The organism is Candidatus Palauibacter sp. (assembly GCF_965216145.1).
Lineage (GTDB): Bacteria > Gemmatimonadota > Gemmatimonadetes > Palauibacterales > Palauibacteraceae > Palauibacter.
Map to the genome: position 1 here is coordinate 1497772 of NZ_OZ244149.1, position 17019 is coordinate 1514790.

At 69.3% G+C, this 17019-nt stretch carries 17 protein-coding genes and 1 pseudogene; 4 read left to right on the forward strand and 14 right to left on the reverse strand.

The window, feature by feature from the left end; translation table 11 throughout:
* Positions 1–3 precede the first annotated feature (3 nt).
* Both ACOOHF_RS06530 and ACOOHF_RS06535 read left to right on the forward strand, forming a co-directional pair.
* Positions 4–1650 (forward strand): tetratricopeptide repeat protein, encoded by a 1647-nt coding sequence (locus tag ACOOHF_RS06530; RefSeq protein WP_420463877.1) that lies wholly within the window; start codon positions 4–6, stop codon positions 1648–1650.
* A gap of 38 nt (positions 1651–1688) precedes the next feature.
* Positions 1689–2570 carry a PPK2 family polyphosphate kinase gene (locus ACOOHF_RS06535; RefSeq protein ID WP_420463878.1) on the forward strand — a complete coding sequence of 294 codons (882 nt, stop codon included), beginning with the start codon at positions 1689–1691 and terminating at the stop codon, positions 2568–2570.
* A gap of 9 nt (positions 2571–2579) precedes the next feature.
* Here the strand turns inward: ACOOHF_RS06535 and ACOOHF_RS06540 are convergent, their stop codons facing one another.
* The 14 genes and pseudogenes from ACOOHF_RS06540 to ACOOHF_RS06605 form a co-directional block, all read right to left on the reverse strand.
* Entirely contained in the window at positions 2580–3245 is a 666-nt protein-coding gene (locus tag ACOOHF_RS06540) for a c-type cytochrome (RefSeq protein ID WP_420463879.1), read from the reverse strand.
* Positions 3242–4537 (reverse strand): sulfite dehydrogenase, encoded by a 1296-nt coding sequence (gene soxC / locus ACOOHF_RS06545; protein ID WP_420463880.1) that lies wholly within the window; start codon positions 4535–4537, stop codon positions 3242–3244. Before soxC ends, ACOOHF_RS06540 begins: the two co-directional genes overlap by 4 nt.
* 112 nt (positions 4538–4649) lie before the next feature.
* Complete coding sequence (locus ACOOHF_RS06550) at positions 4650–5789, reverse strand: NAD-dependent epimerase/dehydratase family protein (protein WP_420463881.1); 1140 nt, start codon at positions 5787–5789, stop codon at positions 4650–4652.
* A gap of 11 nt (positions 5790–5800) precedes the next feature.
* Positions 5801–6922, reverse strand: a complete 1122-nt coding sequence (locus ACOOHF_RS06555; protein WP_420463882.1) for an MBL fold metallo-hydrolase — start codon at positions 6920–6922, stop codon at positions 5801–5803.
* A 148-nt stretch (positions 6923–7070) separates the two neighbouring features.
* A complete protein-coding gene (locus ACOOHF_RS06560; RefSeq protein ID WP_420463883.1) occupies positions 7071–7277 on the reverse strand; it encodes a hypothetical protein in 207 nt (68 codons plus the stop codon).
* 84 nt (positions 7278–7361) lie between these two features.
* Entirely contained in the window at positions 7362–9083 is a 1722-nt protein-coding gene (locus tag ACOOHF_RS06565) for a sodium:solute symporter family protein (protein WP_420463884.1), read from the reverse strand.
* Complete coding sequence (locus ACOOHF_RS06570) at positions 9080–9373, reverse strand: DUF4212 domain-containing protein (protein ID WP_420463885.1); 294 nt, start codon at positions 9371–9373, stop codon at positions 9080–9082. The genes ACOOHF_RS06565 and ACOOHF_RS06570 overlap by 4 nt, the downstream gene beginning before the upstream one ends.
* A gap of 129 nt (positions 9374–9502) precedes the next feature.
* Entirely contained in the window at positions 9503–11170 is a 1668-nt protein-coding gene (locus tag ACOOHF_RS06575) for a sodium:solute symporter family transporter (RefSeq protein ID WP_420463886.1), read from the reverse strand.
* Positions 11167–11490, reverse strand: coding sequence for a CocE/NonD family hydrolase (locus ACOOHF_RS06580; protein WP_420464343.1), 324 nt, complete (start codon positions 11488–11490; stop codon positions 11167–11169). The genes ACOOHF_RS06575 and ACOOHF_RS06580 overlap by 4 nt, the downstream gene beginning before the upstream one ends.
* Positions 11491–11511: 21 nt before the next feature.
* Positions 11512–11901: pseudogene (locus ACOOHF_RS06585) on the reverse strand (redoxin domain-containing protein); the annotation flags it as partial.
* Between the two features lie 12 nt (positions 11902–11913).
* Positions 11914–12168: a hypothetical protein gene (locus ACOOHF_RS06590; protein ID WP_420463887.1), complete on the reverse strand. Its 255-nt coding sequence runs from the start codon at positions 12166–12168 to the stop codon at positions 11914–11916.
* Complete coding sequence (locus tag ACOOHF_RS06595) at positions 12165–13754, reverse strand: carboxylesterase/lipase family protein (protein ID WP_420463888.1); 1590 nt, start codon at positions 13752–13754, stop codon at positions 12165–12167. Before ACOOHF_RS06595 ends, ACOOHF_RS06590 begins: the two co-directional genes overlap by 4 nt.
* A 56-nt stretch (positions 13755–13810) precedes the next feature.
* On the reverse strand, positions 13811–14152 hold the full coding sequence (locus ACOOHF_RS06600) for an MGMT family protein (RefSeq protein ID WP_420463889.1): 342 nt from the start codon (positions 14150–14152) through the stop codon (positions 13811–13813).
* 15 nt (positions 14153–14167) lie between these two features.
* Positions 14168–14476, reverse strand: coding sequence for a helix-hairpin-helix domain-containing protein (locus ACOOHF_RS06605; protein WP_420463890.1), 309 nt, complete (start codon positions 14474–14476; stop codon positions 14168–14170).
* Between the two features lie 144 nt (positions 14477–14620).
* On the opposite strand from ACOOHF_RS06605, the gene ACOOHF_RS06610 reads away from it, so the two are divergent.
* Positions 14621–16531, forward strand: a complete 1911-nt coding sequence (locus ACOOHF_RS06610; RefSeq protein ID WP_420463891.1) for a CocE/NonD family hydrolase — start codon at positions 14621–14623, stop codon at positions 16529–16531.
* Positions 16528–17019 carry a hypothetical protein gene (locus tag ACOOHF_RS06615; protein WP_420463892.1) on the forward strand — a complete coding sequence of 164 codons (492 nt, stop codon included), beginning with the start codon at positions 16528–16530 and terminating at the stop codon, positions 17017–17019. The genes ACOOHF_RS06610 and ACOOHF_RS06615 overlap by 4 nt, the downstream gene beginning before the upstream one ends.

Sequence of the window (17019 nt, forward strand, 5' to 3'; positions counted from 1 at the left end):
GTCATGCGGAGACGTGATCGGATGTTTGCGGTGGGCCTGCCAGTGATCCTGGCGGTGTTCCTGGCCGGGTGTAGCAGCGGGCAGCGTGACGCGCCGCGGATGGCGGGGGCCTCCATGGCCGGCGCCGCCCGGGCGGGGAACGGCAACGGCAACCCGACCCCCCTGTACGGGGACCTGGGCCCGCACACGCGCGCGGTCACCACGGAGTCGGAGAAGGCGCGGGCGTACTTCAACGAGGGCCTGCTCTTCATGTACGCCTTCGGCACCTCGATCGCCGAGGAGTCGTTCCGGGCCTCGCAGGTGGAGGATCCGCAGTGCGCTTCCTGCTACTGGGGTGAAGCGTGGTCGCTGGCGCCGTACCTCAACGGCGGCATGTCCCCCGGCAACGAGCGGTCGGCCCACGCCGCCATGCAGAAGGCGAGGGAGCACGTGTCGAGCGCGAGCGAGGTCGAGCGGGCGCTCATCGACGCCTTCTCCGTGCGCTTCGAGGCCGATCCCGACCGGGATCGCAGGAGGATGCTCGACACCCTCTACGCGCGCGAGATGGACAAGGTCGCGGCGCGCTACCCGGACGATCTGGACGTTCTCACACTCCAGGCCGAGGCGTGGATGCTGCTGCGGCCCCGTCGCGGCGATGTGGATCTCGAAGCGAAGGATGTGAAGAAGATCCTGCCGATTATCGAGACCGTGCTGGGCCGCAACATCCGCCACCCCGGCGCCTGCCACCTCTACATCCATCTCGTGGAGGCGTCCGAGGATCCCGGCCTCGCGGAGGCGTGCTCGGACCACCTCGGAAGCCAGATCGCGGTGAGCCACATTCACCACATGCCGACGCACATCTACATGAACATCGGTCGCTGGGGCGATGCGGTGCGCGGCAACCAGCAGGCGTGGCACGCCGACCAGAAGGCCGAGCACGGTGGCCCTCCCGGCGTCTATCCGTCACACAACCTGCACATGCTGCTCAACGCCGCCGTGATGGACGGGCAGAGCGCGGTCGCCATCCAGGCCGCGAAGGACCTGGCCCGGCACCGGGGTCCCTGGGCCTCGTACATCCCGCTCACCTACGCCGCGTTCGGGCGCTGGAGCGAGATCCTGGACGGCGACGGCCCCGCCTCGCGCGAACCCATGGAACTCGTCGCGTGGAGCTTCTCGCGCGGCCTCGCGTACCTCCGGCTGGGGCACATCGACATCGCGCAGGATCATCTGGACGAGATCGACGAGGTCCTGGCGGAAGCCGATCCTTCGGCCCAGTTCCGGTTCAGCCCGCTGGCCGATGTCGTCGCGCTGCCACGGTCCATCCTCGCGGGCGAGATTCTGCACGCGCGGGGCATGGCGGACGAGGCGATCGAGGCCCTCGAGGCCGGCGTGGCCAAGGAAGACGGACTGATCTACTCTGAGCCGCGGGCTTGGCACCTGCCGGTGCGCCACACGCTCGGTGCGATCCTGCTCGAGAACGACCGGGCCGCCGACGCGGAGCAGGTGTACCGCGACGCGCTCCAGGACCTGCCCAATCAGGGCTGGGCCTGGTTCGGCCTCATGCAGGCGCTGGATGCGCAGAAGAAGACGGCCCAGGCGCAGGAGGCCCGTCGCGAGTTCGACCGCCACTGGGCCCGGGCCGACACGTGGCTGCGCAGTTCCCGGTTCTGATCCGGGTGCTGCCAGGCCTCCGCACGGGCTGATTGCGCATGATTGACTTCTCGCCGCCCGAGAGTCCGTTCAGGGTCACCTACAACGGTGATTTCGACATCTCCCGGGCGGTAACAACGCCGCCCGGCGACGCGCCTTCCGAGGCCGCGCTGAAGAAGGAACTGAAGCGCGCGGTGCGCGACATCTCGCGGCTCCAGCGACGTCTCCACGCGCACCAGCACTACGCGGTGCTGCTGGTCTTCCAGGCGATGGACGCCGCCGGCAAGGACTCGACGCTGCGGGCGGCCATGACGGGCGTGAACCCCGCGGGCTTCCGGATCAACGCCTTCGAGGCGCCGTCGAACGAGGAGGCGGGGCACGACTTCCTCTGGCGCACGACGCTCCGTCTACCCGAGAAGGGGCGCATCGGCATCTTCAACCGCAGCTACTACGAGGAAGTCCTCATCGTGCGGGTCCATCCCGAGTACCTCGAGCGGCAGAAGCTTCCCCGCCGCCTGCCCATCATGGAACGCTGCGAGGAGCGCTACCAGTCGATCCGGGATCACGAGGCCCACCTGGCCCGCAACGGGACGGTGGTCCTCAAGTTCTGGCTCAACATCTCGCGGGAGGAGCAGGCGCGCCGGTTCCTGCGCCGGATCGACCGTCCCGACAAGAACTGGAAGTTCAGCCGAGCCGACATCGAAGAGCGGCGGCACTGGGGCGAGTACATGGTCGCCTACGAGGACGCGATCAACGCGACTGCCCGCCCGTGGGCGCCGTGGTATGCGATTCCCGCCGATTCGAAGCCCTGGATGCGGCTCGTCGTCGCCCGGCTGGTGCGCGACCAACTCGCCACCCTCGACCTCACGCACCCCACGCTACCCGAAGTCGAACGCGCCGAACTCCAGGAATACCGCGACCAGCTCGCCGCCGAACTGTAAGCGGGTCGGTCAGCGGATTGCGGGGCCGCCGGTTCGGTTGTCGGGGACGAAGCGGTTGCGGGCGGGCATGTGTGTGTCGACGACCGTGGCGGAGTCGACGACGGCGTCCGCCGGCAGCAGATCGTTGAAGTAGAGCATGGCGCCGACGACCGCGTAGACCTCGTCATCCGTCATGGTGCCCGGCATGTCGAAGGGCATGGCGCGACGGGTGTAGTCGAACAGCGTCGTGGCGTAGGGCCAGTAGTTGCCGACGGTGGACCGCAAGCTGCGGTCGTTGGCGAACGGGAACTCGTCGCCCGGTATCCGTCCCGCGATCAGGTCGTTCGGCCCCTCCCGCCCGGTGGGGCCGTGGCAGAGAACGCAGCGGTGTCTCTCCCAGACTTCCAGCCCTTCCGCCACCGTGCCCTGCCCGGGTGGCAGGCCCGCGCCGTCGGGGCCGATGTCGATGTCCCACGCGGCGATCTGCGACTCGCTCGCGGGGCTACCGAAGCCGTACACGGGCTCGGCCGCGCCGGACCGCCCTGCAGCTACCTGGGCGCCACCGGTCGCCACGACCATCGCCGTCCCGGGGTCGGCGGCCGGGCCGCCCTCGCCATCGCCCGAGCCGCAGGCCGCCAGAACCGGCAACAGGGCCGCCAGCGTCGTCCATCTCCGCACCGTCGTTGCCGGGCTCATACGGGCGCGAACGCGATCGAGCCGTCGCTGGCCACGCGCCATCCCCGAATTGCGTTGGAATGGTAGCGTGTGCCGGGGCCGCGGGCGTCGAGCACCTGCTGGCGAACCGGCTGCGTGTAGCCCGTCTCATCGGTGGCGCGGCTCAGCAGGTGCGCCGGGCCGCCGTCCCACTCCCAGCCATGGCGGAACCGGGTCGTACACTTGGGCAGCACGGGCTCCTGCAGCACGGCGTCGTGCCACGAGTCGCCCCCGTCCGTGCTGACTTCCACGCGCTCGATCAGACCCCGGCCGGTCCAGGCGTAACCGGAGATCTCGACGAAGCCGGGCTCCGACAGACGCCGCGGGTAGGTCGGATAGGTGATGACCGACTTCGCGTCCATCACGAACGAAAACTGCCTCGCTGTTCCGTCCGGGAGCGGATCCGTGTACTTGGAGGTCTCGTCGCGGAACATGGAGGGCCGGTCGGAGAGCTCCAGCCGCCGGACCCACTTCACGCTCGCGTTTCCCTCCCACCCGGGCAGGAACACCCTGGCGGGGTAACCCTGCTCGGGCCGGATCGCCTCGCCGTTCTGGGCGTACGCGATCATGGCGTCGTCCCAGGCCTTCTCCATCGGGATGCTGCGGCCCATTACCGCCGCGTCGGACCCCTCGGCGAGAAACCAGGTCGCATCCGCGTGCGCCCCTACCTCCTCGAACAGCGTCGAGAGCGCGACGCCGGACCACTCGCTCGTGCTCAGGAGGCCGTCGATCGACTGCGGCGTGTTCTCCGGATTTGGTGAGGGAGAGTAGGCGCCGCCGCCGTTCCCCGAACACTCGATGAAGAGGAGCTTCGAGACCTGCGGAAAGCGCTTCAGGTCCTCGAGCGTGAAGAGAGTGGGTCGGTCGACCATGCCGTGGATGAGGAGGCGGTAGCGGGCAGGGTCAATCTCCGGGATCCCGTGGTGGTGGCGCTCGAAATGGAGGTCCGCCGGCGTCATGATCCCGTGCAGATCCTGCAGCGGCGTGCGCGAAGAGCCGCCCATGGACCCCGACAGGAGCTTGCGGGGCGTCTCGTGTGGCGAACGCGAACCGACCACGACCGGACGCGCGCCCGCGACCTTCGTCGGATCGGGCGCCTCCTGAACGACCAGCCCGCGTGTGGCGCCTGCGGTTATCGCCGTGCCTGCGGCGGCCGCGGCCGCCGCAATCAGCGCCCGCCGGGTGAGGCCGGAACCGCCTGACGCCTCGATACCGTCCTCAAGGTCGTTGCCGGGTAGGTCCTCGGGAGCGTGTTCTCGGTTTCGGTCCTTCACATCGCCTCCATTTGCATCGGTCTCAGCCGGCACCTCTCGCACCGCGCCGCGCGATGGTTCCGACGAGACGAGTGTCGTCCCGTTCAGGCCGGGCAGCAAGGGCGCCCGGCGTTCACTGCGACGCGTGCCACTCCCGCAGGATCTCCGCCTCCCGGTCCGCCGGGAGCCCCGGCCGCATCTCCGCCTGCCGCTCGGGGGTGCGTGAGAAGTGGAAGTCCAGCGTCGCCTGCGTCGTGTCCGCCAGCGACCGGAAGGTCAGCCCGTGCGCGACTTCGTTGGAGAGATCGAAGCGCGCGAACCCCTCCGCCCCCGGGGTCGGAGGCCGCCACACCGGCATCTCGGCGTACGGCCGCACCCCGCGTTCGGCGAGAAACTCACGCGGCACCCACGTGAACGTCGTCTCGGCCGTCGTCACCGCGCGGATCCCGTACAGGAGTTCCGCCATCGGCCGCGGCGTCGCGGGACCGATGAGGTTGAAGATGCCCGTGTGCCCCTGATCGGAGGAGAGCGCCATGAAGTCGCCCAGGTCGCGAACATCGATGATCTGGACCGGGTCCGTCCCGTCGCCGGGAGACAGCACCTCGCCGCCGCGCTGGATCCGCACCGGCCAGTAGGTGAAGCGGTCGGTGGGGTCGTCGGGGCCGATGATGAGGCCCGGGCGGAAGATCCCGTATCGGTCGGGGAAGATCCGCATCACCTCGCGCTCGGACTCCGCCTTGGCGAGACCGTACGGCAGCTGCGTGATGTCGGCGGTCGCCCGGTCCAGGCCGGCCGTCTCGTAGGTGTAGGACGGTACCTCCGACGTCATCGGCACCGTGGAGTGGCTCGCGTACGCCGATCGCGAGGAGACGTAGTAGAAGTACTCGACCGAGTCGCGCAGAAACTCCGCAATGCTCGTCACCCAGTCGGGGCGGGAGGTGGAGTTGTCGATGACGACGTCCCACGTGCGACCGCGCAGCGACTCGAAGTCGCCGTTCCGGTCGCCGACCAGTTCCTCGACCCCCTCGAACATGCCGGGTCGACTGCCGCGGTTGAAGATCGTGACCTCGAGCCCCTGGTCGAGCGCGGATCTCACCTGGTAGGGGCCGATGAACCCGGTCCCGCCCAGGATCAGGAGCCTCCCGCCGCTCCCGGAGGCCTGGGTCGTGCCTGCGGGGCCCGAGCACGCGGCGGCCGGGATCCCGAGCCCGAGGGCGGCGCCCGCCGCAGCCGTGACCTTCAGGAAATCGCGCCGGTTCGAATCGGTGGACATCATGACTCCTCTCAGTTTGCCGTGCCGTCCAGCAGTTCGAAGATGCGGAGCACCGCGACCGGATTCGCGCCGGGGCCGCTGATCCCGCCGAAGTTGGCGGCGTGCGCCGTGAGGTCGATGCGCGCCGCGGCGTCCTCGGCGCTCACCCCTTGAGCCTGCAGCGCCACAGACTGGTCCCACAGATCACGGAGGTACGCCTGCAGGTGGTCGATCCGTTCTCGCTCCTGGTACGGCGCGCCGTGACCCGGGATGATCCAGTCGAAGTCGAGCGCCTTCACCCGGTCGAGCGTCTCGATCCACTCCTTCACGTAGCCGTCGCCCATGTAGGGGAGGCCGCCCGTGAGCATGTCCCCGGTGATGATCACGCGGTCGCCCGGCAGGTAGACGATGACATCCCCCTCCGTGTGCGCGCGGCCGAAGAAGTGGAACTGGATCTCGCGCCCGCCCCGGTAGAGCGTGAGCCGCTCCGAGAGCGTCGTGTTGGGGGGCGTGGGTACGACTTCCTGCAGTTGCGCATAGTAGGTCCGCTGCCCTTCGAGCGTGGCCTCCAGCTCCGCGCGCGCCTCCGCGTCGGTCATCGTATCGAGGGTCGCCTCCAGCTGTTCGATCCGCCCGGGGATCGAGCCGACGAAGAGTTCGTACGAGCGTCCGGAGTTTGACCGACCCGCCGCGATCGCCGCGCGCGTCGCCTCGTGGCTGATGATCTCCACCTCGGGTGGATAGACCTGGTTCCCGTGCGCGTGATCGAAGTGCCAGTGCGTGTTCGCGGCGTAGCGCACGGGCCTGTCGGTGAGGCTGCGCAGGTCCTCGATGAGCGCGTTCGCCGCCGCGGGGGAGATGTGTGAGTCGACGAGCAGGACATCGGCCGCGTTCACGACCACGCCGGCGTTCGATCCGACGACGAGATCGCTGGCGCCGCGCGCGTGGTAGACGCCGGGCACGACCTCCGTGAACTCGAAGTGGACGGCTTCCGTCGTCGCCGGGTCGCCGCCTTCCGCGCCGCTGCCGTCGCCACCCCCAGGCGCGCAACCGGCGCACAGCCAGGCTGCCCCGAGCAGAACCGCCGGGATCGCGCTCGGACGGCAGATCGCTGCCGTGCGCGTAAGTTCAGGTCGCTGTGGTCTGGCGGTCATGAAGCCTCCCGGGGCGCGAGATGAGCCGACGCTCGCAAGATGTCGGCGGCGTCGATCCCGGAACAGATGTCCTACGACCCCGGGCCGGGACGCCCGAGCCTGGCGGGAAGCCCCGCGGCGTGCGCCCGGACCTCCCGCTCGACCTCGCTCATTTCGACCTCGCTCCCCTGCCCGCCGGCCTCCCGAGTTCAGTATAGAGTTCGATCGCCGCCTCGAGCGCGGTCACACACGCCGCGGCGTCGACGCCTCCAACCGTCCGGCCCAGAGCGGCCGCGCACGCGGGAACCCGCGACTCGATCCGACGCACGCCGGTGGCCTGTACGCCCGCTCGCCGGAACGCCAGCGGCGCCAGCACGAGGGTCCGCAGGACCCCCAGTCCATCCAGCGCCTCGAGAGGCGTTCCTCAAGGCCCGGGCCGTGGTGCCATCCCGGCATGAGGTCAGCCGCTGATCTCGTGCGCCTCGCCTGACCCGCGCGGTACCCGGATGCGCTCGACCAGGCTTCGAACCTCGGGGGGAGGCGCCGGCGTGAACCGCGACACGATGCTCGCGACCGCGAAGTTCACCGTCATCCCGAGTGCGCCGATGCCCTCGGGGGAGATCCCGAACCACCAGTTTTCCGCCACGTTCGCGGCCGGGTTCACGAATTTGAAGTAGACGATGTAGGCCGCCGTCAGCGTGATCCCCGACAGCATGCCGGCGATCGCCCCCTCGCGGTTGAGCCGTTTCGAGAAGATCCCGAGGATGATGACCGGGAAGAAGGACGCCGCGGCCAGCCCGAACGCGAACGCCACGACCTCCGCCACGAAGCCCGGCGGGTTGATCCCCAGATACCCCGCCACGATGACCGCCACCCCGGCGCTCACCCGCGCCGCGATCAGTTCACCCTTCTCGCTGATGTCCGGCCGCCAGTTGCGCTTGAGCAGGTCGTGGCTGACCGCCGCCGAGAGCACCAGCAGGAGACCGGCCGCGGTCGACAGAGCCGCCGCCAGCCCACCCGCGGCCACGAGGCCCACCACCCAGTTCGGCAGCCGCGCGATTTCCGGGTTGGCGAGCACCATGATGTCGCGGTCGATCGTGAGTTCGTTCGCGACCGGCTGGCCCGCCCCGTCCACCGCGTCCGCCCCTACGTACTGGATCAACCCATCCCCGTTGTGGTCCTCGAACGAGATCAGGCCCGTCGCTTCCCACTTCGTGAACCAGTCCGGCATCTCCGCGTACGGCGCGTCCGTCACCGTATTCAGCAGGTTCGTCCTCGCGAACACGGCAACCGCCGGCGCCGCCGTGTACAGCAGCGCGATGAACACCAGCGCCCAGCCCACGCTGATCCGCGCGTCCCGCACCCTCGGCACTGTGTAGAACCGGATGATGACGTGCGGCAGTCCCGCCGTCCCCACCATGAGCGCGGCCGTGATCGCCAGCACGTCGAGCATCGATTTGGTGCCGTCCGTGTAGGCCGCGAAACCCAGCTCCTCGTGCAGGCCGTTCAGCCGGTCGAGCAGGAAGGTCCCCGTCTCCTGCTCCGCCGCGCCGAACCCGATCTGCGGGATCGGGATGCCCGTGATGAGCATCGAGAGGAAGATCGCCGGCACCATGTACGCGAAGATGAGCACGCAGTACTGCGCGACCTGCGTGTAGGTGATCCCCTTCATCCCGCCCAGCACCGCGTAGAAGAAGACGATCCCCATCCCGATGACCACGCCCAGCCCGATGTCGATCTCGAGGAAGCGGCTGAACACGATCCCCACGCCCCGCATCTGCCCCGCGACATAGGTGAAGGAGACGAAGATCGCGCAGATCACGGCCACGACGCGCGCCGTCTGGGAGTAGTAGCGCTCGCCCACGAAGTCCGGGACGGTGAACGCGCCGAATTTCCTCAGATATGGAGCGAGGAGCAGCGCCAGGAGCACGTACCCGCCCGTCCACCCCATGAGGTAGACCGAGCCGTCGTAACCCAGGAAGGAGATGATCCCGGCCATCGAGATGAAGGAGGCGGCCGACATCCAGTCCGCCGCCGTCGCCATCCCGTTGGCGAGGGGATGGACGCCCTTGCCGGCCACGTAGAACTCGCTCGTCGAGCGAGCCCGCGACCAGATCGCGATCCCGATATAGAGCGCGAACGAAAGCCCGACGAGCGTCGCCGTCCACTGGAGGACCGTCATGCCGCGCCCTCCTCGTCACGCTCGTCGACGTCGAACTCCCGATCGAGCCGGTTCATGAGGAAGACGTACACGAAGATCAGGACGACGAAGACATAGATCGCTCCCTGCTGCGCGAACCAGAACCCGAGCGGGAACCCGGTACCCGGGATACGGATCGTGTCCAACGCGCCGGCGAACACGATCCCGGCGCCGTAGGACACCAGCGCCCAGACCCCGAGGAGCGCCCCCACATAGCGGAGGTTGCGGCGCCAGTATCCCAGCCGGTCACCTGCTTCTGCGCGTTGCTTCATATGCCTCTCAGCGTGTTCCGCAGCGTGCTGTGCGTTGCGTTCAAAAAGAGGTCCCGAGGTGCGGTGCCCGCCGAATGGTCGGCTCCGAAGTCGCCCAACGCTGCGGATCGACCCGGCCGCGCGCCAGTGTCACCAGAACAGCCCGAAGACGAGCCAGGCCGAAATCGCCGCAAGAACTCCCGTGTAGAGCACTGGACTCGCCAGCAGCGGGACGCGCCCCTCGAAGGGGTGCAGCCGTATCGGGCCGAGTTGGCCCGAACTCTTCGCAAGCCATCCGCCTGGGGCCACGCCCTCCGTCACGGGCGCCGCGCGCCGCCAGCGGGGGAGCAGCGCCGCGAACGCACAGCCGGCCGCGGTGAAGACGACCGCCCACACGAAAGCCTCCCACTGCCCGGTGAACCACGCGGGCAGCCACGACACGTCGACCACCTCCCGGTCGAGGAACCCGACGACCCCGTACAGCCCGCCCGCGGCGAGGCCGAAGATGCCGACCCGCCGGTTCGTGCGGGTCACGGCACCGACCAGGTAGACGATCAGCAGCGGCGTGACGAAGACCGAGGTGACCGAGCGGAAGGCGGCGAGCATCGTCGGCGCGCGCAGGATCAACGGCAGGTAGGCGAACCCCAGCACCAGGATCGCGACCGTCGCGATGCGTCCCGCGCGCAGGTAGTGGGCGTCGTCGCGGTCACGCGAGACGAAGCGCGCGTAGATGTCGCGCGTGAAGACGGCTGACATCGACGATCCAATGGAGTCGAACGTGCTCACGGCGGCGCTCACGACACCCGCCACGACGAGCCCCTTGGCCCCGACCCCCAGGTAGGTGGCGATCAGATGGGGGTACATGGCGTCGGGCTGCGCGAAGTCCGGGAAACGCGCCCGTCCGAAGAGTCCGAGCATGTCCGTGAAGACCAGGACGACGAGGCTCACACCGACGCCCAGCACTCCGGCCATCTTCATGTCCCAAAGCGACCGCGCGCCCATCATCCGCTGCGTCGAGGTGTGGCTCACGGTCCACCAGCCGGAGGAGATGAGGATCCACGCGATGAAGATGACGACCGGCGAGGTGTTTCCGTCCCGCCCCCGGAACGAACTCACATGGGCCAGATCGGGCGCCGCGAGGCCCGGCGCGAGCCCCTCGGCGGCCGTCCCCAGGCTCTCCAACTCGGCCATCATCACGTCCCACCCGCCAACGGCCTGCCAGACGGCGACGCACACGGCGAGCCCCCCCGCGATGACGAGTACGCTCTGCAGCACGTCGGTAGCGACCACCGCCCGCAACCCGCCCATGGCCGTGTAGGCGCCCGACAGGACCACGAGCGACACGATCAACGTCCACGCGAGACCCGGCCCGAGCCCGCCGACCCCGACCAGCGTGAGGTAGACGGACCAGATCATGAGGCCGAGGACGGACGTCCGATACTGGATCTGGATCAGCGCGCCGAGGACGCGCGTGCCGGGGCCGAAGCGATGCTCGAGGTATTCGGCGTTCGTGTACAGTCCGGCGCGGTAGATGGCGGGGACGATCAGGAAGGTCGCGAGCGTCACGCCGACCAGCCCCCCGAACGTGTGCGCGGAGAGGAAGTGCAGCCCCTCGCTCGAGATCGTCCCCGTGGCGGACACGAACTCCGAGTTGTCCATGTTGGTGGCGAAGAGCGACAGGCCGACGGCCCACCAGGGAAGCGAGCGCGAACTCAGAAACCACTCGCCGCTGGTGGAGGTGCCGCGCGCGCGGCGAAGACCGTAGGCGATGATCGCCCCGTTGAGTCCGAGGACGATCAGCCAGTCGAGAGCGCTCACCGGTGGCGGGCGCTCAAGGGACTCTCAGGCGCGCGGGAGGCCGCCACCGACAGCCGCAGGTGTGAAGGGTACGCGGCCGTGTGGAGCACACCCTCCGACTCGAAGCGGCCGCGGCAGTCCTGGACCACGAACGCGTACCCGCGCCGAGCCCACCAGAACCCGTTCTCGATGAACACGTCGCGGGCGCTCTCGTACGGTGTACGCGTCACGATGGTGGGGAAGGGGCCGCCAGCCGCGGGCAGGTAGACATCCGCCGACAGCCGGACCCCGTCCCGCATGCGCCCCCGAAGCCCGTGCAACAGCCGAACCTCGTCCCGCACCTCGGGCAACGAACGCTCGCGCTAGTCTGGGGTCGGGATGGCGGCGAGGACCTCGTCCGGTTCGGCCCGCACCGTGTAGTCGGGGTCGGCGCAGGAGTAGACGATGGTGCCCGAGGTGTCGATCACGAAGGTGGCGGATAGCGGAAGCTCCCAGGACTCGTCCCCGTTGAAGCGGGAGAGATCGATCCCGAGCCCGTCACGATAGAGGTCCCGCAGTTCTCCCTCGACCGTGAACGTGAGGCCGTAGTCCCGCGCCACGCCGAGGCCCAGATCGAGCAGGACGTCGAACTCGATCCCGTCCTCCTCGATCCAGCCGCGGGCGTACTCGGCGAGTTGGGGGGAGAGGGTGACGAGCCGCGCGCTCCGGGCCTCGATCTCCGGGAGGACGGATTGAAGAGCAGCCTGCTCCTCGCGGCAGTAGGGTCACCAGCGGCCGCGGAAGAAGCTGAGCACGACGGGGCCTCGCCGGAGGAGCGACTGGAGGCGGACCGTAGGCCCGGCCACGCTCGGACGGGCGAAGAGCGGAGCGCGATCTCCCGGCTGAGGCACGCGGTCGAGGATGCCGGAAGCCCGCAGCGCCTCGGTGCCGGCGTTCATGATCGCCGTGGCGGCGGCCGGGCGCGCGGCTTCCTTCTCCGCGCGTATCTCGGCGAGCCTCCGGCAGAGTGGCCCGCTCACGGCAAGCCCGCCTGGAGCCGACGGCCCCAGAAATCCAGCTGCGCCGCGCGGAGTCCGGTGGCTGCCTCGACGGTGGGACCGAGGATCAGGTACGCCTCGCCGCCAGGCGTGTAGGCCGGCCACGGCGGCAGCCCCGGGCCGTTGGGATCGCCCGTTGCCGCGAAATTCACCCAGTAGGAGGACATGCTCCGCGCCAGCCGACGGTCCGCCGCCTCCCGCTCCCCGGGACCCACGTTGCCGAACGCGTACACGATTTCCCCCGCGTGGTACGACTTGAGGTACGCCTTGGCCGGCCCCGGCGGCTCGTGCGTGAAGTAGTAGAGCCACGCGTCCGCGCCGGCGGCTTCCGAAGCCCGCGCCCACGTCCGCATCTGGATGCCGAACAGGGCGTCGCCGCGGCTGCGCATGAAGACATTGGAGATCTCGCTCTCCTCGACCGCGGGGTACACGGACTCGAACAGTTCCGCCTCGTCTCCCACGCGGCCCGCCACCCATTCGCCCCACGCGGCGAGCGTTACCGGCACCGACCGCGGGGAACTGAGAGAGGTCATCTCATCCGCGTTGAACCCGAGCAGCACCGGGACGTTGTTGTGCCGCCCCTCGGCGAACGCGGTCGCGACGTCGGTCGGGAGCACCCAGCCATCCACGTTCTCGGCGGTCCTGAAGCCGCGTCCACCCGGGGTGGCGAGGGCTCCCATCACCCTGGAAGCGGAGGCGGCGCGCATCTCTTCGAGGGTTGTTGCTCCGATGGCGTCGATGAACGCGCTCCCGGTCTCCGCGGCCGATCGGCCCTCCTCCGCCGCGTCGGAAAGACGCATCATCGGACCGAACCGTCCTCCGCTCTGGCCGATCGCGCGGTGGAAGAGGCCCGCGGCGAGCGGCGTCGCCATGAGCGTGTTCACGCTCCAGGAGCCGGCGGACTCGCCGAAGATCGTCACGCGGTCGGGGTCGCCGCCGAAGGCCGCGATGTTGTCGCGCACCCACTCGAGCGCCGCGATCTGGTCCAGCACGCCGTAGTTGCCCGAAGATCCGTGCTCGGACTCGGCCGTGAGCAGCGGGTGCGCCAGGTAGCCGAAGGGCCCGAGCCGGTAGTTGATCGTAACCACGACGGCGCCCTTCGCGGCCAGCGCGCCCCCATCGTAGGCCCCCACGGAGCCGGAGCCCCGGGTGAGCGCGCCCCCGTGGATCCAGACCATGACCGGGCGTCGCTCCTCCGCGGCCCCGGCCCCTGTCCACACGTTCAGGTACAGACAGTCCTCGGCGGCGGGGGTCGGCGGACCGCTGAAGACCGATCCGGCCGCAAAGGGCGCCTGCATGCACTGGGGTCCGAAACTGTTCGCGGGCAGGGTAGCGCGTCCCCATGCGTCGACCGGCTGCGGTGGCTTCCAGCGCAACTCGCCCACCGGCGGCGCCGCGAACGGAATTCCCCTGAACACCCGGGCGCCTTTTTCGACAACGCCCTCGAGGTTCCCCGCCACCGTTTGCACGAGGGTGTCCTGCGCCAGCAGCGGTCCACGGGGGAGCCCGGCGGCCAGGCCCGCGAAGAGGAGGGCGATGAACAGGGACGGGCGGAAATGACGAGGCATGGGAGCGCTCCCGATCTGCGCGAGAAAACCGAGCACGGGTCGCAAAGTGTGACGGCTCAGGAGCCCTCGCCAGCCGGGCCGGCCGGGGCTTCCTCCCCGTCCCAGCCGAAGCGTTCCAGCGGAATGCGACCCTGCTCGTCGAATACCAATCCCTCCGCGGCCAGGAGCCGGTACTGCAGCGTCTCGGAGAAGGAGTCCCCGCGGGAGCTGATCTCGCCCCGCGCGTTGATGACCCGGTGCCAGGGGAGAGGCCGATCCGCCATGTGCAGCGCGTACCCGACGAGACGGGCCTGACCCCCGAGCCCGGCCAGCCGCGCGACCTGCCCGTAGGTCGCCACCCGGCCCGCAGGGATCCGAGCGACGACGTCGAAGATGCGCCGGTGGACGTCCGAAGCCATCGCTCGCCCCGCCCGTCAGGCGTGCGTGGGTGGATGTTCGTTCGCGTGCACGCGGTCTTTCCAGTTCCACCACTTGAGAAGTTCGAGGTCGGGTCCGGCGGTCTCCGCGAAGTAGACGGCGCAGCGGAAGACGTAGAGCACGCACCGGTCGATATGCTGTCTCCGCTGCGAGCACAGGTTCTCGTAGAGCTGGTTCGGGTCGCATCCCTCGAGGTCGCTCACGCGCTCGATCCCGAGACCCGAGAGATCGGCCGCAATACTGGGCCCGACGCCGGGAATTCTCTGCAGAACCTTGGTGCCGGTCGCATCTCCCAAGTGGCTCATCCCTCCTTCGCTTTGGCTCCGTTCGGTTCGCGTCACGACGTCCGTTCCGCGGGGTTACGATCGCCCGGCGACCCTACCGGCGCTTCGGGGAGTCGTCCGGTATGTTGTCGACGAGGCAGATGAAATCTCCCGAGGAGGGGCCCGATGGACAAACCGCACCGCATCCGGACACGGCTGATCGCCACGGCGCTCGTGGCGGTGCCGTTCTTCGGTGCGTGCGGCCCGCCGCCCGACGATTCGGAGCCCACGGCGTCGGAAGCTCTCCAACACCTCGCGTCGGATCCGGCCGACCCCTACACCCGCCCCGAGGCGCGCTTCGAGGTTCAGGTCGAGAAGGATCTGATGGTGCCGATGCGCGACGGCGTCCGGCTGGCCACCGATCTCTACATGCCCGTCGGGGCCTCGGAGAACGAAGCTGCTCTTCCCGTCGTCCTCATCCGGCTGCCCTACAACAAGGAGACCTACAGCGGCGGCGCGATCGGGCCCGCGGAGTTCTTCGCCGGCCAGGGCTACGCCGTGGTCGTGCAGGATGTGCGCGGGAGGTATGCCTCGGAAGGGGATTACCTCCTGTCCGCAGCGGACCGCCTCGACGGCTACGACGCCGTCGAATGGGCCGCGACGCAGCCGTGGTCGAACGGCCGGGTGGGCACGTTCGGCTGCTCCTATCTGGGCGAGAACCAGACCCAGCTCATGACGCAGCGGCACCCGGCGCACGCCGCCGCGATTCCGCTCGCCGCCGGGGGCGCGGTCGGTTCGGCGGGGGAGCGCTACGGCTACTTCGGCATCTTCGAGGGCGGGACGTTCGGTCTCTCCGCCAGCTTCGGCTGGTTCCGGGGGAACGGCCAGAAGCGGCCCGGAGGTGAGCCCGCCCCTCCGGTGGAGGCGTTCGCGGCGCTCCGCGAGCTGCCCACGATCGACCTCATGCGGAAGTACGGTCCCCCCGACCGCGACACGGACTGGGAAGAGATCCTGAGCACGCCGCTCGCCGACGAGTGGTGGGACCAGCTCGGCTATCTGCGCGACGACGACCGCTTCGACACGCCGGCGCTGCACGTCAACTCGTGGTACGACCTCGGCGCCAACGAGACGCTGCAGCAGCGGAGCATGATGCAGGACAACGCGGTGAGCGACCGGGGGGGGACGCACCAGTACGCGATCCTCTCCCCGACGTCCCACTGCATGTCCGAAAGGGCCACGGAACAGACCGTCGTCGGCGAGATCGATTTCGGCGACGCCCGCCTGCCGTACTGGTCGCTCTATCTCGCCTGGTTCGACTACTGGCTCAAGGGCGAGGAGAACGGGATCACGGAGATCCCGAAGATCCACTACTACGTGATGGGCCGGAACGAGTGGGCCACGGCGGATACGTGGCCGCCGTCCGGGGCCGAGGCGAGGCGCTTCTATCTCCGCAGCGGCGGGGCCGCGAACTCGAGGTTCGGGGACGGGGCGCTGAGCGCGGAGGCGCCCGGCGACGAACCCCCGGACGCGTACGTCTACGACCCCGGCGACCCCGTCCCCTCGCGTGGCGGGTCGGTCTGCTGCACCGGGAACCCCGCCGACCAGCCGGGCGCCTACGACCAGTCGGACATCGAGGACCGCGAGGACGTGCTCGTCTACACGGGCGATCCGGTCGGCGAGGACGGCCTCGAGATCGCGGGTCCGATCGAGGCGAGGCTCCACGTGAGTTCGAGCGCCCCGGACACCGACTTCACCGTGAAGCTCCTCGACGTCCACCCCGACGGGCGGGCCATCAACATCGTCGAAGGAATCAAGCGGGCGCGGTATCGCGATGGCTACGAGGCGCCGGTGATGATGGAGGAGGGTGAAGCATACGAGGTCCGCGTCGATCTACATTCGGTGGCGCACTGGTTCGCGCCCGGCCACCGCGTGCGGATCGAAGTCTCCAGTTCCAACTTCCCCCGGTTCGACCGCAACCTGAACACGGGCGGCAACAACTACGACGAGACCGAATGGGATATCGCCGAAAACACCGTTCATCACGCCGCCGACTACGCATCGCACATCGTCCTGCCGATCATGGAGAGGGCCCGGTGACCCCCTCGGGACCCCCGACTCCCGGACCCCAGCCTCCGGGGCTCCGTCCCGACCTTGAGGAGGCAGTCGAGACCTGGTCCCGCATGGGCGACGCCTCGCTGCTCCGGGGCGTCGCCGCAGTCATCCTCGGATTCGCCGTGCTGACGTTCGGCTCCGTGCTCACCGGCCGGTTGCTGATCTCGACCCTCGGCGTCGGGTCGGGGACGCCGCCGGACGCCGCCTTTATCGGCGCGAGCCTGGGAACGCGACTCGTGATCACCGTTCTGGCGGGCTTTCTCACCGCCCTGGCCGCGCCCAGGGCGCCCCGAGTCCACGCCGGAGTCCTGGCCGCGATTCTCGTGTTCTTCAGCCTCGCCTCGCTTGCCGGCCTCTCGTCGTCGGGCGAAGCCTACGGGCCGACATGGTATCCCGTCGTGATGCTCGTCATGGGTCCCGTGGGCGTGCTCGCCGGCGGGGCCCTCCGGTCCCGCCGTACTGTTCGTGGGTGA